The sequence below is a fragment of the Neolewinella persica DSM 23188 genome (assembly GCF_000373105.1).
In the GTDB taxonomy this organism is placed as follows: Bacteria; Bacteroidota; Bacteroidia; order Chitinophagales; family Saprospiraceae; genus Neolewinella; species Neolewinella persica.
In genome coordinates, this window is sequence record NZ_KB890421.1 from 127,527 (window position 1) to 152,721 (window position 25,195).

21 protein-coding genes are annotated in these 25,195 nt (G+C 49.4%); 19 read left to right on the forward strand and 2 right to left on the reverse strand.

Annotated features, from left to right (window positions below; genetic code table 11):
- The first annotated feature begins 112 nt into the window (after positions 1–112).
- The 4 genes from arfB to B036_RS0107250 all read left to right on the forward strand — a co-directional run bounded on the left by arfB (position 113) and on the right by B036_RS0107250 (position 4,283).
- A complete protein-coding gene (gene arfB / locus B036_RS0107235) occupies positions 113–514 on the forward strand; it encodes an alternative ribosome rescue aminoacyl-tRNA hydrolase ArfB (RefSeq protein ID WP_020568033.1) in 402 nt (133 codons plus the stop codon).
- A 251-nt stretch (positions 515–765) separates the two neighbouring features.
- Complete coding sequence (locus tag B036_RS0107240) at positions 766–2,745, forward strand: OmpA family protein (RefSeq protein WP_020568034.1); 1,980 nt, start codon at positions 766–768, stop codon at positions 2,743–2,745.
- Between the two features lie 41 nt (positions 2,746–2,786).
- The gene (locus tag B036_RS0107245; RefSeq protein ID WP_020568035.1) at positions 2,787–3,377 is read left to right on the forward strand and encodes a DUF998 domain-containing protein; all 591 of its coding nucleotides are present in this window, start codon (positions 2,787–2,789) and stop codon (positions 3,375–3,377) included.
- A gap of 9 nt (positions 3,378–3,386) precedes the next feature.
- On the forward strand, positions 3,387–4,283 hold the full coding sequence (locus B036_RS0107250; protein WP_026231770.1) for a sugar phosphate isomerase/epimerase family protein: 897 nt from the start codon (positions 3,387–3,389) through the stop codon (positions 4,281–4,283).
- A gap of 199 nt (positions 4,284–4,482) precedes the next feature.
- Here B036_RS0107250 and B036_RS0107255 read toward each other — a convergent pair whose 3' ends face one another.
- Positions 4,483–7,641, reverse strand: a complete 3,159-nt coding sequence (locus B036_RS0107255) for a WD40/YVTN/BNR-like repeat-containing protein (RefSeq protein ID WP_020568037.1) — start codon at positions 7,639–7,641, stop codon at positions 4,483–4,485.
- A gap of 369 nt (positions 7,642–8,010) precedes the next feature.
- Here B036_RS0107255 and B036_RS0107265 point away from each other — a divergent pair, with 369 nt between their 5' ends.
- From B036_RS0107265 to B036_RS0107315, 10 genes are all read left to right on the forward strand, one after another.
- Positions 8,011–11,754, forward strand: a complete 3,744-nt coding sequence (locus B036_RS0107265) for a metallophosphoesterase (protein WP_157472071.1) — start codon at positions 8,011–8,013, stop codon at positions 11,752–11,754.
- Positions 11,755–12,037: 283 nt separating this feature from the next.
- Complete coding sequence (locus B036_RS0107270; RefSeq protein ID WP_020568039.1) at positions 12,038–12,913, forward strand: RNA polymerase sigma factor; 876 nt, start codon at positions 12,038–12,040, stop codon at positions 12,911–12,913.
- 28 nt (positions 12,914–12,941) lie between these two features.
- Positions 12,942–13,508 carry a Crp/Fnr family transcriptional regulator gene (locus B036_RS31770; RefSeq protein ID WP_020568040.1) on the forward strand — a complete coding sequence of 189 codons (567 nt, stop codon included), beginning with the start codon at positions 12,942–12,944 and terminating at the stop codon, positions 13,506–13,508.
- A gap of 77 nt (positions 13,509–13,585) precedes the next feature.
- On the forward strand, positions 13,586–14,032 hold the full coding sequence (locus B036_RS0107280) for a hypothetical protein (RefSeq protein WP_020568041.1): 447 nt from the start codon (positions 13,586–13,588) through the stop codon (positions 14,030–14,032).
- Positions 14,033–14,036: 4 nt separating this feature from the next.
- Positions 14,037–14,405 (forward strand): DUF4345 family protein, encoded by a 369-nt coding sequence (locus tag B036_RS0107285; RefSeq protein WP_020568042.1) that lies wholly within the window; start codon positions 14,037–14,039, stop codon positions 14,403–14,405.
- Between the two features lie 53 nt (positions 14,406–14,458).
- On the forward strand, positions 14,459–15,175 hold the full coding sequence (locus B036_RS0107290) for a hypothetical protein (protein WP_020568043.1): 717 nt from the start codon (positions 14,459–14,461) through the stop codon (positions 15,173–15,175).
- 167 nt (positions 15,176–15,342) lie between these two features.
- Positions 15,343–16,089 carry an SDR family oxidoreductase gene (locus tag B036_RS0107295; RefSeq protein ID WP_020568044.1) on the forward strand — a complete coding sequence of 249 codons (747 nt, stop codon included), beginning with the start codon at positions 15,343–15,345 and terminating at the stop codon, positions 16,087–16,089.
- A 202-nt stretch (positions 16,090–16,291) separates the two neighbouring features.
- Positions 16,292–16,795: an anthrone oxygenase family protein gene (locus B036_RS0107305; protein ID WP_020568045.1), complete on the forward strand. Its 504-nt coding sequence runs from the start codon at positions 16,292–16,294 to the stop codon at positions 16,793–16,795.
- On the forward strand, positions 16,792–17,835 hold the full coding sequence (locus B036_RS0107310) for an adenylate/guanylate cyclase domain-containing protein (RefSeq protein WP_026231771.1): 1,044 nt from the start codon (positions 16,792–16,794) through the stop codon (positions 17,833–17,835). Before B036_RS0107305 ends, B036_RS0107310 begins: the two co-directional genes overlap by 4 nt.
- A 108-nt stretch (positions 17,836–17,943) precedes the next feature.
- A complete protein-coding gene (locus tag B036_RS0107315; protein ID WP_020568047.1) occupies positions 17,944–19,167 on the forward strand; it encodes a Pycsar system effector family protein in 1,224 nt (407 codons plus the stop codon).
- 279 nt (positions 19,168–19,446) lie between these two features.
- Here the strand turns inward: B036_RS0107315 and B036_RS0107320 are convergent, their stop codons facing one another.
- Positions 19,447–21,618: a carotenoid oxygenase family protein gene (locus tag B036_RS0107320; RefSeq protein WP_020568048.1), complete on the reverse strand. Its 2,172-nt coding sequence runs from the start codon at positions 21,616–21,618 to the stop codon at positions 19,447–19,449.
- 237 nt (positions 21,619–21,855) lie between these two features.
- On the opposite strand from B036_RS0107320, the gene B036_RS0107325 reads away from it, so the two are divergent.
- The 5 genes from B036_RS0107325 to B036_RS34085 all read left to right on the forward strand — a co-directional run.
- Positions 21,856–22,893, forward strand: coding sequence for an alpha/beta fold hydrolase (locus B036_RS0107325; protein ID WP_083926156.1), 1,038 nt, complete (start codon positions 21,856–21,858; stop codon positions 22,891–22,893).
- 43 nt (positions 22,894–22,936) lie between these two features.
- On the forward strand, positions 22,937–23,425 hold the full coding sequence (locus tag B036_RS0107330; RefSeq protein ID WP_020568050.1) for a hypothetical protein: 489 nt from the start codon (positions 22,937–22,939) through the stop codon (positions 23,423–23,425).
- Positions 23,426–23,773: 348 nt separating this feature from the next.
- Positions 23,774–24,052, forward strand: coding sequence for an HlyD family efflux transporter periplasmic adaptor subunit (locus B036_RS0107335; RefSeq protein ID WP_020568052.1), 279 nt, complete (start codon positions 23,774–23,776; stop codon positions 24,050–24,052).
- Between the two features lie 26 nt (positions 24,053–24,078).
- Entirely contained in the window at positions 24,079–24,699 is a 621-nt protein-coding gene (locus tag B036_RS0107340) for a TolC family protein (RefSeq protein WP_264758368.1), read from the forward strand.
- A 275-nt stretch (positions 24,700–24,974) separates the two neighbouring features.
- Positions 24,975–25,195 (forward strand): hypothetical protein (locus B036_RS34085; RefSeq protein ID WP_026231773.1); only part of this gene is annotated, 221 nt, incomplete at its 3' end.

Sequence of the window (25,195 nt, forward strand, 5' to 3'; positions counted from 1 at the left end):
GGTCGGAAACCAATATTGCACCTGCGGCCCCGCCCGGAAGAAATTCAGACAACAAGAGAACTATCTGTATCCCTGGCTGTGTTTAGACAACTCGACAACCGATAACCCGACCATGAACTGGCCCAAAGTCCGCGAAGAATTGGAACTAAGAACCTCCCGCAGCAGCGGCGCGGGTGGTCAGCACGTAAACAAAACGGAAAGTAGGGTAGAGTTGGTCTTTGATTTGCTGAGCAGCGAGGCGTTTACCGACCGCGAAAAACGCAACCTAAAACACCACCTTGGCCGTAAAATGGATGCTAACGGCCGGGTCTCCGTGGTCGATCAATCAGGCCGCAGTCAGCATACCAATCGGAAGCGTGCACTCGCCCGGCTCAAAGAAATGCTGGAACGCGGACGTCGCCCTATTCCTAAGGCCCATAAAGGAAAGCCCTTTGTCGCCAATAAACGTAAACGACTGGATCGGAAAAAACGGAGGGGGGAGATCAAGGCGAGTCGGGGAAAGCGTTGGCTTTAGTGGATGGGAGAATAATGAATAAGAGAATGGGAGAATAGCTGCCGCCGTTACCGTTCGCCACGCTGCGCTGGCTCACCATGGCGATTAAGCGCAGCGCAGTGAGTGGAGGCAGCGGTAGCCATTCAATTATTCTCCCATTCCCTTATTCTCTCCTTCCCTTATTTTCGTCGTCAATTATGCATATTGCATCCTCCAGACATCAATCTGCAACAAACGCCCCCGCCACCCGTTTTTCAACAAAGCCAAGACCTATGCGCCAAGCCTGTATTCTGCTGCTGTTAGCTTTTATGACCGCCTGTACTTACACTGCCAAGATTACTGATGGTGCTACGGCCGTAGACCGTAAACAATACGACGTAGCGGTGCCGATGCTGCAACGGGAATATAAAAAGGCTAAATCCAGAAAGGAGAAAGGTGAGGTTGCCATGAACCTGGGAGCTGCTTTGCGAGAAACGGGGCAGGATGAAAAAGCGCTTGATTGGTTTCAATTGGCCTACGATAACAGCGCCGGGCCCGAAGCGCTTCGGGAAAAGGCCGCTGCGCTGAAACGGTTGGAACGGTATGAAGAGGCCATCAACGTATATACTGACCTGGGTTTTGAAATTGGATCGAAATACGAGTTTCGCCGGGACATCAGCGGTGCGGAATTGGCACAAACATGGCTGGACGCAGAAAAAGCCGGTAAGGATAGGGCCTTCACGGTAGCTCCCGCCGAATTTAACAGTCGGCAGGCCGATTACGCGCCGGTTCCCTTTGAGCAACGACTCATTTTTACGAGTGACCGTAGTGCTGCCGCAGGCGATGAAACTTTCAACTGGACGGGCCGGGGATTCACCGATTTGTTCGTTGTTGACCTGGATGGTAGCAACTCCGTCACCGCCTTTGACGATCTCATCAATACGGTGGACCATGAAGGTACACCGACCTTCAGCCCCGATGGCAAGCAAATGATCTTTACCCGTTGTACTGCTCCCGCAAAGCGGGAGGATGCTTACTGTGGACTTTACGTTTCGGAAAGGGTAGGAGAAGGTTGGTCATCTGCCCGGCCACTACCATTCGTTAAGCCCGGAGCTAACTACATGCATCCCGCGCTGACCGCTGACGGTAAAAGATTGTTCTTCAGCGCGCTGCTGGAAGACGGCTGGGGAGGCTACGACATTTACGTTACGGACCGCAAAGCCGACGGGAGTTGGGGTGACCCCGCCCTGATGAATCGTGCCATTAACACGCAGGGCAACGAACAATTCCCCAGCATCGACGCCGACACGCTCTATTTCAGCAGTGACGGCCTGGAAGGCATGGGCGGACTCGACATCTTCCGGACGCATCCCTTGAAAAATGGCCGCTATGCAGTGCCAAAAAACCTTCAAATCCCCGTTAACAGTGGAGCCGACGACTTTGGCTTCTCCGTGGTGAATCGGGAAGGCTCCGGTTTGTCGGCCACAATGACGGGCTACTTCAGCAGCGCCCGCCCGGGTGGTGCTGGTAGCGACGACATCTATACTTATACCCGGCGGGTGTTGCCGCCGCCTCCGGTGGATCCTACGCCAATCGTCTATAAGAACGTGCTGGACGTAACCGTTGTGGAGAAAATCTACGAAGACCCGACGAATCCCAGCAGTCGGGTACTCGGCGTCAGGCCCATACCTAACGCTACGATCATTGCCAGTGTCGGAGAGCAGTCCCGTACAGTGAATACCGACGAGGAAGGCCGGCTCAGCCTGGTGTTGGTCGACGACCAGGCCTACCAGTTTCGCGCGGAGCGCGAAGAGTATCTCGCCGCTGAAGGCCGGTTCTCCAGTTTAAACCTGCCGAAGGACCCGGATGCCCCCAATCAGCGCTACGAGCTGGAGCTGGAGCTGGATAAGATTTTCCGCAATCAGGAGGTTGTACTTAAGAACATTTACTACGACTTCGATAAGTCCTTCATCCGCGATGATGCTCAGCCAACTCTTAACAACCTGACGGCGCTGCTCAAGCGTAATCCTGATATCCGCATCGAACTAGGCTCCCATACCGATTGTCAGGGTAGGGCAGGCTACAACCAAACGTTGAGCCAGGCACGCGCGCAGGCTGCAGTTGATTACCTCGTTCAGCAGGGCATCGACCAGTCACGCGTCGAGGCAAAGGGGTACGGAAAGGAACAGCTGATCGAGGAATGTATTTGTGAGCGCTGTACTGAGGAGCAGCACCAGCGGAACCGGCGGACTTCGTTCCGGATATTGGAGTAGGGAAGTGGATGTGCCTGCGAGCACATGAATAATTTATCAGGATGCCGTTTAATGATCGTCGAATAAGGAGAGCAGGCGGAATGCTTGGATTGTCAAGTGTGTTCCTGTTTCTAGGGGCATTGGTTGTTCTTGGTAACCTAAATGAGGATTTTTCCTTTGCTAATGACTTTGTCAGTAAGCTTGGCGCCACCGGTGCACCAAACGCATTGTGGTGGAACCTACTTGGTTTCGTACTGGTTGGGGTGCTGTTAATGGGCTTTGGGATTATCTATGGGGCTTTCCTTAGGGATAGGCTAACTGGAGGCCTTCTGGCACTTTTTGGCGCGGGCTTCGTTTTTGTCGCCATTCCATTTGATTTTGTTGACTCGAATTCAGCTACTTCAAAGGCTCACTTTATTGCTGTTTGCCTTGCCCTGGGCTGCTGGCTGTGTGGCCTTGCCAGGATGTCCCATAACCAACTAACGGATAAAACAATACGGCGCAGGGCTAATGTGGCGGCGGTTGCAATAGTTTTAGCTATCATTGGCTTCGTAACTGGCTTATGGACCATGCCCATGACGCACCGAATGGTGTTTGGCGTGGTGTTTGGCTGGACGGCTATTTCATCCATCTACTTGTTAAAAACAAGCTAAGGCGTACCCATGAACCGAAGAACATTCATCCAACAAGCAGCTATGATCGGAGGTGCAGCAATTCTACCCTTATCCTGTACGTCAACGCCCGACCAGTCCAACTACAAAATGGGCTACCAGCTTTTTTCCATCCGTGATGAGATGGCTAAGGATCCCGTTGCAACGCTGAAGGCCTTAAAAACCATGGGCTACCAGGATTTCGAAATCTATGGGTTCGATGAATCGGAAATGTCGATTTACGGGTTCAAACCCGCAGCGTTCAAGCAGGTACTGGATGATTTAGAGTTAACCGTTACCAGCGGGCACTACGGCTTCTCCAATTTCCTGGATAGTTCCTCCGACCAGCTAGAGTGGTTTGTAGACAGATGTATCAGGTGTGCAAACGCCCTGGACAGCAAGTACATCACCTGGCCGTGGATCGCGCCGGAGCAGCGAACCCTCGAGAACTTTAAGCTGATGGCACCAAAGCTGAACGCTATCGGCGAACAGGTAACCGCCGCAGGCCTTGGGTTCGCCTACCACAACCACGGCTTCGAATTTGAAGACCATAACGGCGAGAATGGCTTCGACATCATCGTCAAAGAAACGGATCCGGGGTTGGTAAAACTTCAGCTGGACATGTACTGGCTGATGCATTCTTCCAATCGTACCCCAAAAGAATTAATTGCCGCGCAGCCCGGACGGTACGTGATGTGGCACATCAAGGATATGCACAAAACTTCACGAGACTATACCGAATTGGGGAATGGCTCGATTGATTATACGAAGTTACTTCCTAACCCAGCTACTTCCGGGCTTGAATATTATTATTTGGAGCAGGGTGGTAATTATGCTGTTGATTCTATGGTTAGTGCTGCGGAGAGTGCTGCTTATTTTAAGGGGCATCTACATAAGTATTTGTTGTAGCCTGCGGCCATAATTAGTAGTTCGACTTATAAGTTCCCGGATGAGGACACCCTCAACCAGGTCTTCCCCCACAATATGCGGGGTTAACCTGCCCCGCTGCAGAGCATTCGTAATGCCTAATGACCTTTAATGGTTACTCCAACGAAAGCCATCTTAGTGTAGCTACTTAGTGCCCTTATTGCCTTAGTGGTTATTTTCTCTAAGCCCCCCCCTTAACCTTAACCCGGAGCGCCCCAACCCCCAGCTTCCAAAGCGCCTGGTTCAGCTTTTCGACCTCCTCATTCAGCAGTAAGCGAGCCGCCTGCTCATGCTTAGCCCAAAGTGCATCCAACTCTTCCAACCGATCCCGCGAAGGTTGGGTAATCACCGGCTGATCGTGGTCACTCTGGTTCATCAGAAAGATGTAGTCAGCCGTAAAGCCATTGACGTAGTTTTCTACATCATCGTAGGCCTTTGCTTTTCGCTGCACCATGGTAGCATCCCAGGCCTTGAGCTTTTGGAGTAGAGTAGTGGCCTCTTCCCGGAGCGCTGCATTACCCTCCGTTTTGGGCATACCCTTGAGGATCCCCTCCAGTTGTTCCGCCGTAGCGTTCATGTTGTTCACCAGATCATGCATGGCGTTGAGTTCGGCGGCCATCTTTTTCAGGTAATCATCGTAGGCAGCGTAAGTTTCCGGTGAGTGATCCAATGCCGGATTGGGGAGTACGTTAACTTCCGTTTCCGCAGCAGCGTTACCACGACGAAAGTGTAAGGTGTATTTCCCCGGCGGCACTTTATGCCCCCGGTAGCTTCCTTCGATGTAGACGCCCTCTACGCCGCGCAGGGACTCGTGCCGCAGGTCCCAGACGAACCGGTTCAGTCCCGGCTTCGCCGGGAGGGCAGACTCCGCCGAGGGACCACCGTCCCATTTTTTAAAGTCCACTTTGGTGGAAGTGTAGGTTCGGACAATCTCTCCCGTACTGTTCTTGATGTCCAGCACCAACTCCGTGCTGTCCTTTTCCTCGGGAATATGATAATAAGCTACCACGCCAGCGGCCGGATTTACGCCTTCGAAGGAATTCATCCCGTCGAAAGAAGCGGAGTTTCCATCCAGCGGACTGTAACTGTTTACGCGCAATACATCTTCTGGCTGATAGGCATGAAGGTCCTTACGGTCCGGCTGGAATTGGCGGATCAACGGAACGTCATCCATCACCCAGAAGCCCCGGCCAGCGGTCGCAATCACAAGATCGTCATGTCGAACTATGAGGTCAGTAATTGGGGTAACTGGCAGGTTCAGTTGTAGCGACGACCAGTTAGCGCCATCGTCCCAGGAAACGTAAAGTCCGCTTTCGGTGCCCACAAACAGCAAGCCCTTTTTCTTTTCGTCTTCCCGAATCACCCGGGTGAAGGCACCGTCGGGAATTCCTTTACTGATGTTGGTCCACGTCTTCCCGTAGTTACGGGTGACGTACAGCATCGGCTTATGATCGTTGAATTTGTAACGGGTAGCGGCAATGTAGGCCGTGGCCGGATCGTGTGGTGAAACGTCAATGGAATTGACCAGGCATTCCGGCATATCCTTTGGGGTGACGTTTTGCCAGCTTTTAGTGCCATCACGGGTGACGTGGACCAGGCCGTCGTCGCTTGCCGTCCAAATTACTCCCGCCTCATGCGGAGACTCAATGACGTAACTGATGGTACCGTAGTTTTCGGCACCAACGGCTTCGTTGGTGTACGGGCCGCCACCGTTGCCCTGGTACTCGTCCTGGTTACGGGTAAGGTCGGGGGAGACTTCCTCCCAGGTAACGCCCAGGTCCCTGGTGCGCAATAGGTACTGTGCTGCATGATAGTAGGTGTTTTTCTCGTGCTTTGACCAGATGATCGGAGCATTCCAATTATACAGGTACTTCATCTTCCGAGCCTCCAGGCCGAGGTATTGCACGGGGGCGGCCATGACGTTGGTACTGGTCTTCGTTTCTGTATCCAACACTTCAATGGTGCCAAGGTAGCTGCCACCTAAAACGTATCGGGGATCATCGGGGTCAAAGGCCAGGAAGGCACTTTCTCCACCCGCTGAGGCGTCCCAGCTTCTGAAGCCAATACCGCCGCTGTTTAACTCCCGACTGGCAAGGCGTACGGAGGTATTGTCCTGCTGCCCGCCATAGACCCGGTAAGGGAAGGCGTTGTCGACGTTGACCCGGTAGAACTGTGCGGTCGGCATATTGTCTTGCCTCGACCAGCTGTCGCCCCGGTTGAACGTAATGGCTGCGCCCCCGTCGTTGGAGACGACCATGTTCTTTGGGTTGTCAGGGTTGATCCACAGGTCGTGGTAATCGCCATGAGTGCCGCCCATCACTTCCCAGTTCTTACCACCATCGATGGAACGGAGCATCGGAGCGCTGAGGACGTAGACCATGTTCTCGTTTTGGGGATCCGCAAAAACCTCGATATAATACCAGGCACGCTGAATCAACCGGTGGTCACCGCTTACCCGACTCCAGCTTTTGCCGGCGTTGTTGGAAACGAAGAGACCGCCTTTTTCCTGTTCGGAGTCGCTTTCGATCAGTGCGTAAACCTTATCCGGGTTGCTCTGAGCAACGGAGATGGCCATTTTTCCCAATTCTTTGGGAAGTCCTTCCTGAATGGTGTTCCAGGTTTCTCCCCCGTCCACGCTTTTGTAAACACCACTGCCGGTACCACCACTAATGACTTTCCAGGGGCGGCGACCGTATTCCCACATGGTCGCGTACATGATCAGCGGGTTACTTTGGTTAATAGCCAGTTCAGAACAGCCCGTTCTGTTATTTACATAAAGCACCTTTTTCCACGTTTTACCACCATCAATACTCTTGAAAATACCGCGTTCTTCGGTATCTCCGTAAAGGGCGCCCTGTGCGGCCACAAAGACAATGTTTGGATCACGGGGGTGGATGATGATTCGGGCGATGTGTCCGGTGCCTTCCAAGCCAATCTTCTTCCAGGTCTTACCGGCGTCGGTAGATTTATAAACACCATCTCCGGAGGAGGTCATTACGCCACGCACTGCATGCTCGCCGGTGCCACAAAAGACAATATTTGGGTCGGTCGGTGCAACGTCAAGTGCTCCAATGGAGCTACTACCAAAGAAGCCATCGGAGATATTTTTCCAATGTTGCCCTGCATCATCCGTTTTCCAGACGCCTCCACCAGTATTGCCCATGTAATAAGTCATGGGATCACCGATTACACCGCTTGCAGTATTGGCTCGTCCGCCCCGGAATGGCCCGATACTGCGCATTTTTACTGCGCTTAGGGGATCGGTGCCTTTTTCGGTTTCCTGTGCGGCCAAAGGGAGCGTGAATACACAGAGGAACAAGAGTAATAAACGGTACAACATGGGTCTTAATGATTAGTCGGGGTGAAAATAGTAATTAGTGGAGGAAATTAGGGCGGGGTCGCGGGTGCAAGGGGGGAGGACCTTGGTCCTTAACTGATTTTTTCAACGAAAGTCTTTGCACATAGCTATTTTGTTTGTCAAAATAATGAATCAGGTGAAGCTCTTTATGTGAGAATGAAAACCTGAAGGCATAGTAAGGTATAACTCTATAATCATGACGCCGCAGGAACACAAGCAACTCAACGGACCACTTTACCGGGAACGCATTAGTTTGGCGCTCAACCTGGCCAGGGAAAGAAACTCAGCCATGGACATTGTCTGATTGTTCGGCCGCTTCCAAGAATGATTCATTTTGTAAACTAGTTTAATATGTCGTCAATAAAACATGTCTGCCTGATTTTTCCGTTGGTGTTTTTACTGACCGGATGTGCTTTTTATAAGACCAGTTATCGGGGTGACGCAAAAGAGTGGTCGACAGCGGTGGAAACCAGCCGGGGAAAGATCGTTTACCAAACCTATCTGATCGGTGACGCGGGGGCCTCTCCCGAGGATGGACCTTCCGCCGTTCTTCGCTTCTTGAGATTAGAACTCAGCCAGGCACCCAAAGCCAGTAGTGCCATTTTTCTAGGGGATAATATCTACCCTGGCGGTATGCCCGCAAAAGAAGGCGAAGGGCGAGCCGAAGCCGAGCACGTACTCCGGATGCAGACCAACGCGCTTAAAGACTACCCCGGCAAGCCGATTTTTTTACCTGGTAACCACGATTGGTATAAATACGGACTTGATGGCCTTGACCGCCAAAAGGATTTCCTGGAAGATGAACTTGCTGTTGATAAGCTTTGGTACCCTCATATTGGTTGTGGTGGCCCGGAAGTGCTCAAGGTGCATGAAAACCTCGCTTTGGTGATCATAGATAGTCAGTGGTGGTTAGAGAATTGGAATAAGCACCCCCGGATTAACGAAGGTTGTGAGGTAACGAACCGGATTGAATTTATGCGGGCCTTCGAAGGTGCGATCAAAAGCAACAAAGACCGCAATGTACTGGTCCTCATGCACCATCCATTGGAGACTTACGGGCGCCACGGGGGGTATTTTAATGCTCGGGACCATTTTCTTCCCGTTCCGTTTTTAGGTTCCGTTGTACCGTTCTTTCGAGCTAGTGCAGGTACTAAGCAGGACCTGATTCATCCGGCAATGCAAGACCTCCGTCGACAAATAATGGAAATTGTCAAGCTCAACGGTAACGTGACTTTTGCCGCTGGTCACGAGCATAACTTACAGTATATCGAGCGGGAGGGGCAGCAATTTATCGTTAGCGGAGCCGCCTCTAAGATGGCCCCCAGCGGTACGGGCGAGGGTAGTTTGTTCGCGCATGGTGGTCGTGGTTATGCGCGTATGGATCTTTACGAAAATGGATCGATGTGGGTGAATTTCTATGGCGTCAATCCGGAAGGAACGAAACAAGAATTGTTGTTTCGTCATCAGGTAAAAGCCCCTTTATTTAATTCCGAAGAAGAGTATCCGAGGGTATTCCCGCTCTACGAAAGCGGCGAATTGACGGTAAAGAGGCGGTTGCTGGATGAAGCGTATGAAAGGGGAGGCCTTGGCCGCCTGATATTAGGAGATCACTACCGTTCTACCTTTTCCTTAAGTACGGATCTGCCTGTCCTGGATTTAGCTAACTACCAGGGTGGGGTAGTCCCCGTAAAGCAGGGGGGCGGTAACCAAACACATTCTCTACGATTGGAGGCTGAGGATGGCCGTCAGTACAGCATGCGCTCACTGGAAAAAGACCCCTCTACAACGGTGGGCTATACCCTGAGTAAATCAAGTGTGATCACCAATATACTGGCGGACGCTTTCACCTCCGCCCACCCGCTGTCCGCGCTGCCCGTTGTTGGATTAGCGGAGGCGGTGGGCGTAAGTCATGCTAATCCCAAAATTTACTTTGTTCCCATGCAACCTGGTCTCAAGTACTATAATAATGACTTTGGAGACGGAACCTATCTGGTAGAAGAACGGGCGGATGATGATCTATGGAGTGACGCCCCCTCCTTTGGCTACGCGAAAGACATCATCAGCACCCCGGACGTACTTGATGAATTGCGGGACCACCACAATCATGTGTTAGACCACGCCGCGATGGCCCGCGCCCGTGCTTTTGATATTCTCCTTGGGGATTGGGACCGCCACGACGACCAGTGGCGCTGGGGCGTATACGAAGAGGAGGATGGCTGGACAACTTACCGGCCCATTCCCCGGGACCGGGATCAGGCTTTTTCCAATTATGACGGTTTACTGCTGGCCGTAGCTCGTTTACTGGTGCCGGATATTCGCCCCCTCGGGCCATTTAAACCTGACCCCAAAAACATTTATTGGACCACCCACGGTAACCGATTTTTCGACGCCACTTTCCTGGCGGGTATTGATCGTGCCACTTGGGAAGAACAAGTCCGACTAATCCAGACGGAACTAACCGATGAAGTAATCGAAGCAGCTTTTCGCTCCAGTTGGCCGGCAGAAGTTTATGCGCTCGACGCTGAAAAAATGATGAAGACGCTCCGCAAGCGGCGGGATAATTTACCACAGATCATTGCTGAATTTTATGTGTTTCGTGCCCGCGAAGTTGAAATTGTTGGTACGGATAAGAAGGATCGGTTTGAGTTGGAGGTTCGTGCTGGTGGGGACGTGCTGGTTCGGGGATTCGATAGCAAGGGTGGGGGAGGACGAGACGCAAAGCGTCCCTTTTACGAACGACTCTTTTTGGCGCGGGAAACGGAGGAGATTATAATATACGGACTGGCGGAAGACGACTTTTTCGTCTTTAGCGGTGCTCACCAACCTGGAATGACCATTCGCCTGGTTGGTGGAGACGGGAAGGACGAGATTGTCCAGACCGATACGTCACCCGAACGCCTAAAGCGGATACGCTACTATGATTTCGTAAGTGAGGAGGAAAAGACAAAATGGAACGGGGTGCGGGGCGTAGCGGATCGACGTTCTGCCGATCCAACGTTAAATACTTTCAGCCGCCGCAGACAGGACAGGAATTTTAATAATTTGTCGATTCTGCCAAGTATTGGGGTGAATCCGGACAATGGCTTACTACTCAGTACGGCAATTGGTTTTACGCATTATGGTTTCAAGAAAGCACCTTTTGCCGGCAAACATACAATTGGGGCCCAGTTTGCCCTGGATACGGAGGCTGGTAAGTTGGCGTACACGGGAGAACTAACGGATGTTTTTGGGAACAAAGAACTAATGCTGGATGGGGTAATAAGCAATAACCTCTACACCGTTAATTTTTACGGATTCGGTAACGAAACGGTGAATACGGAAGCAGAAAACGGGGTAGATTTCCATCGGGTAAGGCAGCGGTATGCTCGTTTTTCACCGCTTATCGGTAAGCGATTAAGTAGTGCCAGCCGGTGGTATACCGGCCCGGAATATCTGGGCATTCAAACCCAGCGGTCGAACGATCGATTTATTGATCGAATTGGAGACGCTCTTCCGGAGGAGACTTTTACCTGGCAACAATTCCTTAAGCTCAAAGCTGGCTATAGCTACGATAATCTTAACTCCGCTGCTCACCCAACTAACGGGATGACCTTTAATCTTGAAGGCGGATACATCGTTAGTTTGGATAACAAAAACATTGATTTTCCCTACTTGAACGTCAATCTGGGGTTAATCCAGAAAGTTGATAACCGTGGGACCCTGGTACTTGCCCAGCGGATTGGCTACCATAAAATATTCACTAAAGACTTCCCTTACTTCCTGGCGGCCACCTTAGGAGGGTTCGGACCGGATGCCAATATGAGAGGTTTCCGCCGTGAGCGTTTTTCCGGAGGATCTGCCTTCTATCTCAATAATGACGTACGTCTCAGGCTTCTCGATTCCGAAAGGGGAAGCTTGCCATTTTCCCTGGGCATTCTCGCCGGTTTTGACCTCGGCCGCGTTTGGGTGGAGCGTGAGAATTCGACCGAATGGCACCACGGTTATGGCGGGGGAGTCTGGATCAGTCCATTTAAACTCCTTACCGTCAACGTCAGTATCTTCACTGGTGACGGGGAGAATACCTGGGGGAGTTTTGGGACAGGGTTCTTTTTTTGAGGCTTGCCCCGCTGCTTCTCAGCACCTCACTTTGCACCTGCGGCCCCGCCCAACTTCTCGTGGGTACACTGAGGGGCGCGAACGCAGGATGCCATGGTGGTTGAAAAGCAATATCCCTTTACCCCTTAATCCTGTTTCCTTATGACTTCAGCTTCCCTCTCTTCCCTCCGCGAACTCCACCTGAGCCACGGCACAACGCATTCAACCGTAAGAGAAAAGCATGCTTAAACGGCCCGAGTACTCACCTTCACTTCACTACAATTTTTAACAAAAAGAACAAAAAATGAGCTTATTCTCCAATCTATACCATTCAGACAAATCGGATAAAGAACTTATCCAACAGGCCCGGAATGGGAATAAGTCCGCTTTAAGTAACCTCATCCAACGACATCAGCCTTTTGTCTATAACATTGCCTGGAAAATGGTAGGTGATCCAATCCGGGCGGAAGATTTGGCCCAGGAAGCACTATTGAAAATCGTCGTTAATTTAGCTTCGTTCAAGGAAGAGAGTTCGTTTCGGACCTGGGCTTATCGCATCGTCCGCAATCACTTCTTAAACGATAAAAAGAAAGCTAAAAGCATTTTTGCCGCTAATTTTGAGGACTTAGGTAACATGCTGGATGCTACTGAGTCAATTGATCTAACGATTGAAGAGCAACTGGTCAAAGCGGATGAGGTCCGGGAGGTGAGGCTGCAGTGTCTTTCGGGCATGATCCTCTGCCTGAACAAGGAACAGCGGATGATTTACATCATCGGTGAAATACTCGGGGCTGATCACATTGTGGGTTCCGAAATAATGGAAATATCACCGGCGAACTACCGTATGAAGCTGAGCAAGGCCCGCAAGGATTTGTACAATTTTATGCAAAATAAGTGTGGACTGGTGGACAAATCGAATCCCTGCCGGTGCCATAAAAAGGTGACCGTTGCCCTGGAACGTGGCATGGTGGATGCAAAAAATCTACTGTTCAATAAAAAAGAGTACTCGACCTTCAAATCCACCCTGGAAGCTGATGCTAACTACCTAGTTGAAGAGTCAGAACTGGTGTACGCCGAACTGCATCGGGACACCAGTTTTAAAACTCATTTTAAGAAAAAGACCCTCATCGAAGAACTACTGGAAGGGGACGACTGGGGGAAACGGCTTAACTTGAATTAAGGTACGCCGTGAAAATAATGAAATAGTAATGCGCAATTATTTTGAACAAATTACCGGAAAGTTGCCGGATGAAGATTGGCAACTGTACGAACAGCAGTTAAAAATAACCAAGTTTAAAAAAGGACAAGTAATTCTTGGCTTTCATAAACCCTGTGAAACGATTTGGCACATGACAAAAGGGGCAGTAAGAAAGCTTGAGCTGGATAATGGTATTGAAAAAACGACTCACTTTTATGTTGCACCAAAAGTTTTTACCGTGTTACACAGTGCGCTTACCGGTGGGCCAAGTGATCTTTCCATCGTCTGTGAAGAAGATTGTGAGTTCCTGGCGCTGGACATTAAGGAACTTCATAATTTATACCAACAATCCATCTACATTGAGCGCATTGGAAGAAGAATGGCCGAAGAGGAATTTATCGAAGAGTTCAGTATGCGCAGGATGTTTCTCAAGCTAGATGCATTACAACGCTACGAATACATAGAAAAAGAGCATCCTGAAATTCTTAAGCGTTTCCAGTTGAAGGATGTCGCTACTTTCTTGGGGGTGACACCGGAAACATTGAGCAGATTGAGAAAGCTCCGGTTGTCACGGTAGCAAGGTTCGAACTTATCATTTGTCAAGTGTACCCCATGGCTTAGTCCATAATTTTGCGCAAAACAAGCGCATCATTTATGGAGCCAACTTATTTCAAAAACCCACTTGATAAATCGTTACCTAAACACATTAGGATAGGCGTTTGGGCGAGCATCGTATCGGCGGTCATGCTCATCGGCATCGGTATCTTTTGGGTCGTGCATCCGGCTGCCGCCGAGGGATCTTTCTCGATCGTTCCGGACACGGAAGCGGCGCTCAGCTACGCAAAGATTACCGCCATCTTCAAAACTGTCGGGGATGTGCTCCCTCCTGTCTTTATCCTGCTGGCGCTTGGCTTTTATCAGTTCCGCCTGGCCGGGCTATTTCACGTGGTTACGCTGCTGTTAGTCATCGTAGTGGATATGATCACCTGGGCAAGCTTTGTGCCAGACGCCGGCCCTCAACACATACTGATGCACACACCATTTGCCGTGCCCATGATTATTGCCGCTTACTGCTTCTTGAAATCTTCGCCAAAAAACTAGAACTATGCTTTTGTTCATTCGTATTTTCCTGGTACTCTACGGGGTCATCGCTATCGGAACTGGTTTCATGGGAGTAACCGCTCCGTTTGATGCCGGCACAACGGACGCTATGACGGACAACAATCATCGCTACGTTGCCGCCATTTGGGCAGCTACGTCCCTCGCGTTTTTCTACGTGGCTTGGTATCCCTCCGAGGTGGCCTTGTTCCGGTTCCTGATGATTGCCCTTTTCATCGGTGGGGTAGTCAGGGCCGTAGCACTGATTAACTACCCCCCAACGCCCTTTCTGATTTTTTTAATCCTGCTGGAATTGATTCCTACGGCGGTATTGTTTTGGCTACATAATAATCTTCTCAACTCAGGTTCACTCTAATTCAATCCTGGGTGCTTGAAACCACCAAGCTTCAGAAGTAACCACCATCCATTATGCTAGCAGGACACTTTGTTACCGCCCTTATTGCCCACCAAAAAATCCCCGGGAAGGGAGCGTTGCTTTTCTTCCTAATCGCCTCACAACTGCAAGATCTGCTTTGGTTGAGCTTTCACTATTTGGGGTTGGAAACCACTGGCCCGGTAGACTTGCTTAACGTCACCCTTATGAGTATAACCGCGGATATGGTCTATAGCCACGACCTGTTGCCCCAACTTGTTTGGATGGCCCTTACCTTTATCGTGGGTCGGTTGGTATTCAAACGAAACGACATTGCCGTCGCCGGTGCCTTATTGGTATTTGGGCATTTCCTACTCGACCTGATATCCGGCTATCCCCATCACGTGTTTGGTGAGCATACGCATCAGGTAGGCTTAGGGCTGTACAACACAAATGTGTACTTGGCGATACTGATAGAATTAGCGTTTACGGCGGTAGCCATCGGGTATTACTTTAGGGTCGATTCCCAGCGTAGCCAGCCCCGTAGTTCGAAAAACAGGCTGCAAATCGCGGGATTGTTTGTGTTCGGCGTAGGCTTTCTCCTGATTATCGCCAGCGTCTCTTTCCGCGAGTGGTTTGACATCCCTGCGTTCGATCCGCCCTTTAATACCACCATACTATCGCTGGTGTTTACCTATCTACCTATGATCGTCTATTTACAGTACTACGCAGGGCGCAAAGAATCTGGTGCCGTACAACCAGATGTACGGTAGTGTGAACCAGGTAATTGGGCACAAACCAAATTGTCGCTTTTATCCCCTCTAACTCCCCGAAAGGGAGGACCAAAAGTGCCAATCTGGTTTGCGCCCATCAAAAAAAAACGCTGCAAAGTCTTTGCACATCCCCAAGTCTCTTGTCTAAGGAGGCAAAGAGACAAAAAATGCAAGAATCAAATCAAAAAGTTCTCATCACCGGTGGCGGCTCCGGAATTGGACTTTCCCTTGCCCGTAAGTTTTTAGCTCACGGCAATACGGTAATCATCACGGGGAGGAACCTTTCCAAGCTGGAGCGTGTAAAGGCTGAGCTCCCCAGCATCCACATTTTTCAAAGCGACGTAACCCGGGAGGATGAGGTAAAAAGGCTGGTAAACGATACCGAGAATGAATTTGGTGGCATAGATGTTTTGATTAACAATGCCGGAATAATGCTGTTGCTGGATGCAGGTAATGAAGGCAATGATTTACAGAAGCAATTTGAAGAAATAGAAATCAATTTCCATGCACCCATCAGGATGCTGCACCACTTTTTACCCCAACTCAAGAAGAGTAAAAATGCGGTGCTGGTGAATGTGTCTTCCGGTTTGGCTTACGTTCCTTTTGCTCAGGCACCGGTGTATTCGGGGACAAAAGCGGCCGTACATTTTTGGACAAAGTCAATTCGTCCTCAATTAAGACCGCACAAGATCAAAGTAATTGAATTACTACCGCCGGTGGTGGATACTAAATTAGCGCATGATGCCGATCTGAAAGACGACAACCTCAAACCCATGCCCTCAGAAAAATTAGCCGAGCTATTTTGGAAAGACTACTCTAAAGGCAAAGAAGAGATCACCCCCGGTCTCTCCAGGGGGTTAAAAATAATGAGCCGCTTGGCACCAAAATTCATTTTCAGGCAGCTGAATAAATAACCCATTCTAAGCTACTGGACTTTTTTTAAAAAATCAGGTTGGATGCTCGCAGGTCCTCATCAATTTCGCCTTCGGCTCCATTGCTGAGGGCGCTACGAGGTCCGATAAAGTCGGAATCAGGACCTCGAAGCGTCTCAAAACCCAAGCGCTAGCGGAAGGTTTGGAGTCCTGTGAGCGTCCGGTTTTGAAAATGTCTAGCAGTATGAACCCGTTCCTAAAAAGTAATACGATGAACAGAATACTACCTTACGTCACGATCCTCGCCATTGGCGCTTTTGCGGGAAATATGATCAACATCGGATTGAGCTACGCCGTGCACTGGCAATCGCTGGATCCCATTGATTTTATGGAAACCTTCAAAATAGACTTTCCACTCTTATTAGCCCCAACCGCAGTGACCTTGTTGCCGGCCTGGCTGGGAAGCCTTTGGTTATTTTTAAAGTCCCCCAAAAAGTCTGAAGCCAGGAAAAACTGGCTGTACGCCTTTGCTGGTGTATCGCTCACAATCCTCATAACGTCCGTTTATCATTTGCCGATGAATTTGAAATTCATGGCCCTCGAATATGATGCGGCAACTGCCGCTGGCAAATTACAGGGTTGGGTAATTCTGCATTGGGTGCGAGTAGCAATCGCCATTGCTTCCGGGGTGTTTGCTATTACGGGGTTCCAAAAATCAGTAGTCTCGTATGAAAATGCGTTAAAATGAGAAAAATAAAGCTTCAAAGAATCATCATTATCGCCCTCACTATGACCCTCGTAGGAGGGTTGCAAGCATTATATGACTACGCCATATTAACGAGCCTTTTTAGCTTAGGTCCTTCAGCACTGTATCAATTCCAAACGGAGTTAGTATTCAATCTTGCATCAGGTTTCGGCGGTGGTCTGGTAGCTGGAGTCACGCTTAATTTAATTGACAATAGGTTTCGTACCAAACCTTACTACCAGAGTCTGATCATTTTGGTCTCTATGTTCATATTAGTTTGGGCCATCAGAAATACGATCGAAGGGTTATTTCAAATGGAAGAGAAAGGTGCTTTCTATTTTTCATTCGATGCTACGGACATTAAAAACATCGTCTTCTGGATGATCATCGTCATCCTCGCTTACTTCTTCCTCGAAATGAACAACAAGTTTGGGCCTGGCAAACTGGGAAAGATATTTCTAGGAAAATTCAATACCCCGGTCGAAGAAGAGCGCATTTTCATGTTTCTTGACCTGAAATCGTCCACCACCATTGCCGAGCAGCTGGGTGGGGTAGCGTATCACCTCTTTCTTAAAGAACTATTCTCGGACGTAACGGCACCGATATTAGAAACCGGAGGGGAAATCTACCAGTACGTGGGGGATGAGATTGTCCTGTCCTGGGAAGTTGGCCACCCCGAAAATTCGGCAAACTGTATCCGGTGTTTCTTTGCTATCCAACAGCTACTAGACAAAGAAGAAAGTAAGTACTTGCGAAAATTTGGCGTAAAGCCTCATTTCAAGGCCGGTGCCCACTACGGCAGTGTGATTGTTGGCGAAATAGGGGTGATCAAACGCGACATTACTTACTCTGGAGATGTACTTAATACCACTGCGAGAATACAGGGCATGTGTAATGAACTAGAGACCATTTTTTTAATGTCAAAGTCTTTATTTGAACTTGCCGGTTCAGATGCTTCACGCTGGACTATTGAACGGAAAGGCAAAATACCGCTTAAAGGGAAAAAAGAAGCTATGGATTTGATGAGTGTTGAGCTTAACTGAAAAATAGTTTATAAGTCTTTAGTTATTCGTTGTTAGTTTGTCTAACCAAGAGGCTTGGTTCAATCGCCAACGAATGAAAGAGCAGCAATTATTAACAACTAGCTTATAATGGATAAACTTGTTTCGAGAGTTGAGCAATTTGTGACCGATCTCCTGGATAATGAGCTCCCCGAAGTTTTTACTTATCACAACCTTGAGCATACTACTGGGGTAGTGGAAGGGGCAATCAAGATCGGAAGATCCGAGAACCTCACGGACCAGGAAATGGCCATCTTGCTCGTTGCCGCCTGGTTTCACGATACAGGATTCGTTCATTTTAAGGAAGAACATGAGGAAGAAAGTGTCCGCATCGCTACTGCTTTTTTAAAAAAAGAACATAATGAGGACGGGTTCATAGATAAGGTAGGCGCCTGCATTCTAGCTACTAAGTCAGATTTTCAGCCAAAGAATAAGCTGCATCAGATTATTCGTGATGCGGACATGTTCCACTTGGCTAAAGACAACTACGAAGTCCTTCTTGAAAACCTGAGAAAGGAATGGTCCGCACTTTACGATAAAAACTTCTCCGACCTGGAGTGGAATCAACTTAACCTTGACTTTCTCTCCAGCCATAGGTTTTACACACCTGGTGCAATAGCGTTACTGTCCGATGGTAAGGAAAAGATTGAGAAAAAAATCAGGAAAAGAATAAAAAAATCGGAAAAAGCAGTTGACTCAGTTTTACTGAATGAGATGGGGATAACCTCAGAGGACTTAAAGGCTTTGAAGAAAAAACTGCAAAAAGCCGAAGGGAAGCCCGAGAAGGGGATAGAAACCATGTTCCGATTAACCTCTAAAAATCATATCGATATCAGTGGAATGGCGGACAGTAAGGCGAACATAATGATTTCGGTAAACTCCATCATCATATCGGTTCTTTTGGGCTCCCTGATGCAAAAACTGGACAGTAACCCGCACCTTATCCCGCCCACCATCATTCTGCTCATGGTTACCCTGTCTTCCATTGTCTTCTCAGTCCTGTCCTTGAGACCGAACATTACCTCCGGAAAATTTAAGCGGGAAGATATCGAGAACCAAAATACCAATCTGCTGTTTTTTGGCAATTTCCATAAAATGAAAAGAGAGGATTACCACTGGGGAATGAACCGCCTGATGGAAAACGCTTCCTTTTTGTATTCCAGCCTGATTGATGACATCTTCTTTCTGGGTGTAGTACTTGCCAAAAAGTACAACTACCTCCGTATAGCCTATAATATTTTCATGTTTGGGATAACCATCGCGGTCATTGCTTTTGTAGTAGCGATTTTATTTTTTGAAACGAATATAAATTGAACTTGATACCGGCGCAAACCAAATTATCGCTGAAGGCGGGTCATCGGATCTGTCCTTGCTCATCCAATGTCTCGGACCAGAAATCGAATTTGGTCTACTTCAGGATTTACTTCCCGGAGCGACGAAGGGGTAGGTTCCGTAAAGCGACTCATCCATGACCGCGTCGACCGTGAAGGCACCCAACCAGGGGAGATTCAATTAGCAAATTCGTTGTAGCCGCGGACGCCGGTGCAATGGATGGGTACGAGGAGCAGTGTCGGTCAAACACAGCGATGCCCCTTACCGATAATGTGGATACACTTCTCGCTTCAAGAAGTCGCGCATTTCTCCCCGTTTATGATCATCGACGAATCGGTCGAGGACCCAGTTGTAATCCTCCGGAATATCGACCCGGTAATCCAGGGAAGGAGCGGCGATCTCTTCACAGAAAAGACTATGAATAGTCTGGCTCCAGGCGAGTTTATCGTGGCTTAGTTTGCAGACGGGGCCCGTTGCTAGGTCCGCTGCATCAAATAAATAAAGTTGTCGGCTGTAACCGCTTTTAAGGTTGTCGGGGTCGGCAACCATAAAGAGGGCGACGACGTAGCCGTCCATTTGCTCGTCGATAGCTGCATCTTTCATAGGAGCGTTGTGGAGGCGTGGAATAAACTGCAAGCTCTTTAGTTGTTCGTGCGGCTGAGCGGTGTAGTGGTCAGCCAGTTCCATCGTTTCGGTGTTGATCCGGCACAGGCAGCCGGTAATGCCGTGACGATGGTATTCCAGCAGTTGCTCCGCAGGGATGAGTCCGTATTTTTCGTTGTAGCCCTGATAAAGTTGGTAGATGAACTGGGTGAGGGCTTTGGCGTCGAGCCCTTCGAACTGCTGATAAATGTGTCGGATCCGGTCGGGCTTTTTGTCAATCGCGTACTGCGCTCGAAAAGTAGCCAGCCCAGCTCCCCAGGTATGCGGGCCACTCAGTTCCTCTACCCGGTCGTCCGTAAAACCTTTATGGTGAAACACTTTCGACTCCAGCAGTTCTCCGGTCTTCCCACTGATGACGTGCTTTCCTACCCGGCTGATATCCATTACGGCGGTAGACATGGTCCCAATATGGCCGGGGGGCGGTGGCTGCTGAGGGTCAACGGCAAGACGATCGAAGGGGCGCACCCATTCTCCACCGCAGATGGCCGAGTTGTGGCTTGCAAACAGCGTAATGCGGTCATCGGGGTTGCGGTAGTTCAGCGAAAAATGAATTGTTTCATGGGGCAGTTCGAAGCGGACGGCCCGCACCTCGGTGGCATCTTCCGTTAAGTCAGACCGGCGTATTATGTAACAGGGGGTAGTGGGCCGAATCGTATGAGTGGTGATGCGGCGCAGCAGTCCGTTTAGTCTGTCGTTGTGGCCGAAGGGTAAGGACATCAACATGTCCATCGCGAATTTCAGGGTTGAATCGCTCAGTAATACATAGTCTTCCGTCAGGTCCATTTGGTGCATGGTCTGGCTAATGGCGATGTTGGTACCATCGTCAGTATTCACTACGGTCCAGCTATTCATTTTTCCTCCCTTCCAGTGTACCAAGCGGACCTCACTAACCACGGGCGGCGTGTTGGGAATTTTGTAGTGATCGCTGAATTCTTTTTTGTGACTGGTGCCATGCTTGTCGTTTAGAAAGGGGACAAATTGCCGCACGGCATCCATCAGGCTACTGGGGGAAAGCTGTTGTCCGAGTAGCCAATCGGCGAAGCTTTCCAGCTCGGTCAGGACGAAATTGGCGGCTTTACTCAGCCGGTGGTCCCATTCGACGTTGGTCATCAAGTTTAACAGGCTCTTTTGATAATTGACGGCGTAATAGTCTAAAGTGTAAGGGTCGAAACAGGGATGAGCCGTAGCGTAGATCATGGGGAAGACCTGTTGCATTTCATCGGGGAAATTTTGCAGCCATTCCGGCTGCTTACCGATGGGGGTCACGATTTCCATACTTACCGGATCAATGATGTGAGGCCGACCTGCGTCGAACGTAACGCTTAAATGAGCCGGATCGTCCGGCTGAAAGCGAAAAGGGACGATTGCCGTATTAAGCTGGTTGCGAGTCCCCAGATCCCTGTGCGTGCGTGACAGCCCCTTGCTGACAAAATGTAGCCCTTTTTCGTAGTAGTCCGTGCCGTAGCGCGTGGCTTCATCAGCAAAGTAACAGGCGGTTTTTAGGAGCTTGCTTTTGAGCCTCACCGTACCAGGCTTGGAAAAATCAAACCGGTACAACAGTCCGTCACCGTTTAGGACCGTCGACCCGTATTCGGGGCAGGGGGTGCCATCGGGCCAGTCTTCGGGCGGCGGCGTCGCATAATTAACCGTACCCGCCGCAGAATTAACGAAGACGTAACCGCCCAGGTCGGTCGGCAGGTGGCCCTCAATCATTTCTAATTCCAACTCCAATTCGTCGCGGGAACCAAAGTTGAGGGGATAATAGTGCATGTAATAATAGCTGAATGTTCTTTCACATAACGTGATAGAAGCGGCCATGTTTGCAGTGCTTTACTAAGATTCCTACCAGTGGAGTATAACTATTTCTTACACAGTCTTTCCATCTCCGCTAAAAATGTAAAATATATTTTGCTGAAGAGGCATGTTGCAGATATAACGGAAGAATCGGGAATAATTTAGAATAATTTTCCGTCAAAGTCTTTGCACATCGGCTTAAGTTCTTGTCTAATGAGCAGACCATTAGATAGGTACATGAAGAAGATGATAAAAATGTTGCTTGTAGGCACTCTAAGTATCGTAAGCACGGCAGTTGTTTACGGACAAGCGCAAGAAATATACCCAGGGAAAGCAAACAAGGTTGAGGATGATATCTCTGCAGGTTTTCCCTTTGAGTCTCGATTCCTTGAAATAGGTTCGAACAAGGTTCACTATGTAGAATCAGGTGAAGGTGACCCGGTTTTGCTGCTTCACGGACTACCCGCAAATGCCTATTTGTGGCGAAATATAATCCCCGAGATAGACGACGACAAAAAGGTGATTGCCCTTGACTTTCTTGGCTTTGGACAATCCAGCTTCCCCACGGATAGAAATGTCTCCATAGAAGTACAGTATAAAATGTTCACTGACTTTATTGAGGCCAAACAACTCAAGAATGTTACTCTTTTCATCCAGGATATTGGCTCGCTGGTGGGGATGCTCTACGCTATCCGTGAACCGCAAAACGTGAAAGCGATCGCCTTATTCGAAGCGCCCTTCATGCCGGCGGACTATATGTATGATCAACTGCCCTTCAGCTTCAGAGCCTTTATGAAGCTAACCCGCACTAAAAAGGGCAACGAGCGGTGGATGGTTAAAAAGAATTTTGCGGGTAAGAAATTAGCCGTGAATTTCTTTACCGGTCGCAAATTACCGAAAGAAGCCTATCAGTATTACACCCAACCCTGGGAGGTAGAAGAGAGAAGGTACGCCATCACCAACGGGCCAGACCCGGCGGTACTCTCCTACACCAAAGGAAAGGGCGAAAGTGACTTTGCCAGTATGCTCGACACCATTTCAACGGGCATGAAAAACACGGAGATACCGATACTCTATTTCTACGCCAAAAAAGGATTGGTAAACCGGAAAGAAGCGGTGGAGTACGCCATGGAAAATTTCCAAAACGCTGAATTTGTGTATTTGGGTAAAGGCAAACATTTCCTAACCGAAAGTCACCCAAAAAGGATGAGTGAAAAATTTAATGAGTGGTACGGAAAATTGGATAATTAAAAATAAGGAACTCATTTTAACCAGGATTTTTTAAAATCGAACAATGGATAATTTTATAATTCTAAACATGCAGGCAACTGCAGGATTATTAACCTTCTATCTGGCCTTCAGGTGGTACGTATTTCCCCGATTGGCTAAACTTTCCGTTTACGATGCGCTGGTCCCGATGGTGTTGATCCACGGCCTCCGCTACTTGGGCATGGTCTTTATGGTGGACACCCAGGTTTACGATGAGTTTCCGGATGACCTGGCTTTCACAGTAGGCATTTGGGACTACAGCACCGCAATTCTCGCCATCATCACGGCGGTAGCTTTGAAGAGCAAATGGAAGTACGCCCTAGCGCTCACTTGGTTCTTCAATATTTTCGGCTTTACCGATTTATTGGTCGCCTTCCCACAGGTATTCGGCATAGAATTCTATAACTACGATCTCGGGACGATGTGGTGGGCGTTCGTCACCATTGGCGTTGTAAACGTGATCAGTCACTTCTATATTTTTTACCGGTTGATACGGCCCGGGAAGGCAGCATAAAGGCGTAACCCAAATTGCTGCGGTACAGCCATCCGATGTGTCCCTTCTCATCAGATGTCTCGTACCGCGACAATATAGTTTGCTCCCTCGCTACAACTATTTTCTTCGCTCAGCACTTGAGCCACCCCTCACTTTATCCTTACCCATGCGTACGAATTTACTCCTCCCCATTATTGCTTTACTCCTGGTAAGCTGTGGTGTTGACAAATCCGCTCAGGAAAAAAGCCTGAGCCCGGTCACTAACCCTTACTGAGCGAGCTTGAACTGGACTTTCCCGGGGCCTTCCCGGAATGGAAACGGTTCACCAACAATATCCAGCCCGATCAGCTGCTACCGGATCTCCCCGACATGACCAGCGAACGCGTTCGTTACTTTATTTATGGACGGGGAATTCCCTCCGCCCATTACCGTATCCGTGCCCAGGAAACTACCCTGGACGACTATACCGTCCGCGCGCCCTTCAGCGGCCAGCTCGTCTCCGCTTCCGTCGAACCGGGCACCTACGTCCAGCCCGGTGCGCCGCTGGCTACGCTTAGCCGGACGGACGTATTCGAGTTTCGCGCTGCCATCCCGGAAAGCGAGGCCAATCGTATGGCAGTCGTCCGCCTCTTCCACTGCCCCAATTAACCAGTATTGCACCTGCGGCCGCGCCCCTGAATTATGATCGCTTACTATCTGATCTAAGTCAGGCAAACGCCGACCTGGCCCTTGCCACCGTCCGCCTGGAACAAGCCCGGCAGGCCATCGATATTGCAGATGTAGGGAACAAACCGACGGCCCAACTTTACGCCAATGTGAATTACCTGAACCAGACCGATAACGCTAATTTCCTCTTCTCCAACCGAAACATCAGTGCCGAGACGGGCGTCCGGTTCACTTGGTCTCTATACGACGGTGGTCTCGCCAAAATTGAAAAACAAACCGCACGGTTGCGCGCCGACAAAGCCCAACAACGCCGGAAAAGCCTGCTCGAACAATTGGAAAACGAACTTTCACGCGCCTACGCCATCTACGAAAACAGTCAACAACAACTTGCCTTCGAGTTGGCTCAACTCCCCGTGTTTACACTCAATTTTACCCAGACCGAACGCGAATTCAACACCGGCATTGCCGACGGAACCACCCTCCGCGCCGCCCAACTTACCCTGGACGCTGCAAAAAAACCGGGTCGCGGTGGAGCGCCTGAACAAATTGCAGGCAGAGATCGAGTTACTGCGGTTGACGGGGCGATTGGGAGATTGAGATTATGCAGCACTATCCGGCACATCCAATAAACGAAGTCACTGGTTCGGTAGAGTAGGGGAGTATGTCTACAAGTGGACCCAATGATAAAGCCTGTAACAAGCAACACTACGGCAGAGTATAATTTACGCCCATTATTGAGGCAGTCATTGGAGAGAAAATATGGCAGTGGCGAATAAACACTTGCCAATCTAACCAAGATTCATGGTGTGAGGAATAACAATGCCACTACTTAACATAATATAAATTATGGGCGACGAGGTTATACCCTAAAATAGCTCCACATAGTCATTGTAAATAATTGATTATGAATGAGTTATTATTTTCAACAGCAAATCGCTACTTCAGCGTCCCAGAAAAACTCCACATTCTCGGGGAGCTGGCTGAGGACCTATTGACCGACGTTCAGGCTATCGACATATACCAGCTTAGCCCTAAATTGCTACGAGCCTGGCGTAAGTGGCGCCACCAGCACATCCTTAAAAAACACAATCCTCGTACCGTGAGTAAACCGAAAAAATCTCCAGC

Bases quoted from the DNA above. Each gene is read 5' to 3' on its own strand.
- arfB (WP_020568033.1), top strand. From the start codon at position 113: ATGAACTGGCCCAAAGTCCGCGAAGAATTGGAACTAAGAACCTCCCGC.
- B036_RS0107240 (WP_020568034.1), top strand. From the start codon at position 766: ATGCGCCAAGCCTGTATTCTGCTGCTGTTAGCTTTTATGACCGCCTGT.
- B036_RS0107245 (WP_020568035.1), top strand. From the start codon at position 2,787: ATGCCGTTTAATGATCGTCGAATAAGGAGAGCAGGCGGAATGCTTGGA.
- B036_RS0107250 (WP_026231770.1), top strand. From the start codon at position 3,387: ATGAACCGAAGAACATTCATCCAACAAGCAGCTATGATCGGAGGTGCA.
- B036_RS0107255 (WP_020568037.1), bottom strand. From the start codon at position 7,641: ATGTTGTACCGTTTATTACTCTTGTTCCTCTGTGTATTCACGCTCCCT.
- B036_RS0107265 (WP_157472071.1), top strand. From the start codon at position 8,011: ATGTCGTCAATAAAACATGTCTGCCTGATTTTTCCGTTGGTGTTTTTA.
- B036_RS0107270 (WP_020568039.1), top strand. From the start codon at position 12,038: ATGAGCTTATTCTCCAATCTATACCATTCAGACAAATCGGATAAAGAA.
- B036_RS31770 (WP_020568040.1), top strand. From the start codon at position 12,942: ATGCGCAATTATTTTGAACAAATTACCGGAAAGTTGCCGGATGAAGAT.
- B036_RS0107280 (WP_020568041.1), top strand. From the start codon at position 13,586: ATGGAGCCAACTTATTTCAAAAACCCACTTGATAAATCGTTACCTAAA.
- B036_RS0107285 (WP_020568042.1), top strand. From the start codon at position 14,037: ATGCTTTTGTTCATTCGTATTTTCCTGGTACTCTACGGGGTCATCGCT.
- B036_RS0107290 (WP_020568043.1), top strand. From the start codon at position 14,459: ATGCTAGCAGGACACTTTGTTACCGCCCTTATTGCCCACCAAAAAATC.
- B036_RS0107295 (WP_020568044.1), top strand. From the start codon at position 15,343: ATGCAAGAATCAAATCAAAAAGTTCTCATCACCGGTGGCGGCTCCGGA.
- B036_RS0107305 (WP_020568045.1), top strand. From the start codon at position 16,292: ATGAACCCGTTCCTAAAAAGTAATACGATGAACAGAATACTACCTTAC.
- B036_RS0107310 (WP_026231771.1), top strand. From the start codon at position 16,792: ATGAGAAAAATAAAGCTTCAAAGAATCATCATTATCGCCCTCACTATG.
- B036_RS0107315 (WP_020568047.1), top strand. From the start codon at position 17,944: ATGGATAAACTTGTTTCGAGAGTTGAGCAATTTGTGACCGATCTCCTG.
- B036_RS0107320 (WP_020568048.1), bottom strand. From the start codon at position 21,618: ATGCACTATTATCCCCTCAACTTTGGTTCCCGCGACGAATTGGAGTTG.
- B036_RS0107325 (WP_083926156.1), top strand. From the start codon at position 21,856: ATGAGCAGACCATTAGATAGGTACATGAAGAAGATGATAAAAATGTTG.
- B036_RS0107330 (WP_020568050.1), top strand. From the start codon at position 22,937: ATGGATAATTTTATAATTCTAAACATGCAGGCAACTGCAGGATTATTA.
- B036_RS0107335 (WP_020568052.1), top strand. From the start codon at position 23,774: ATGACCAGCGAACGCGTTCGTTACTTTATTTATGGACGGGGAATTCCC.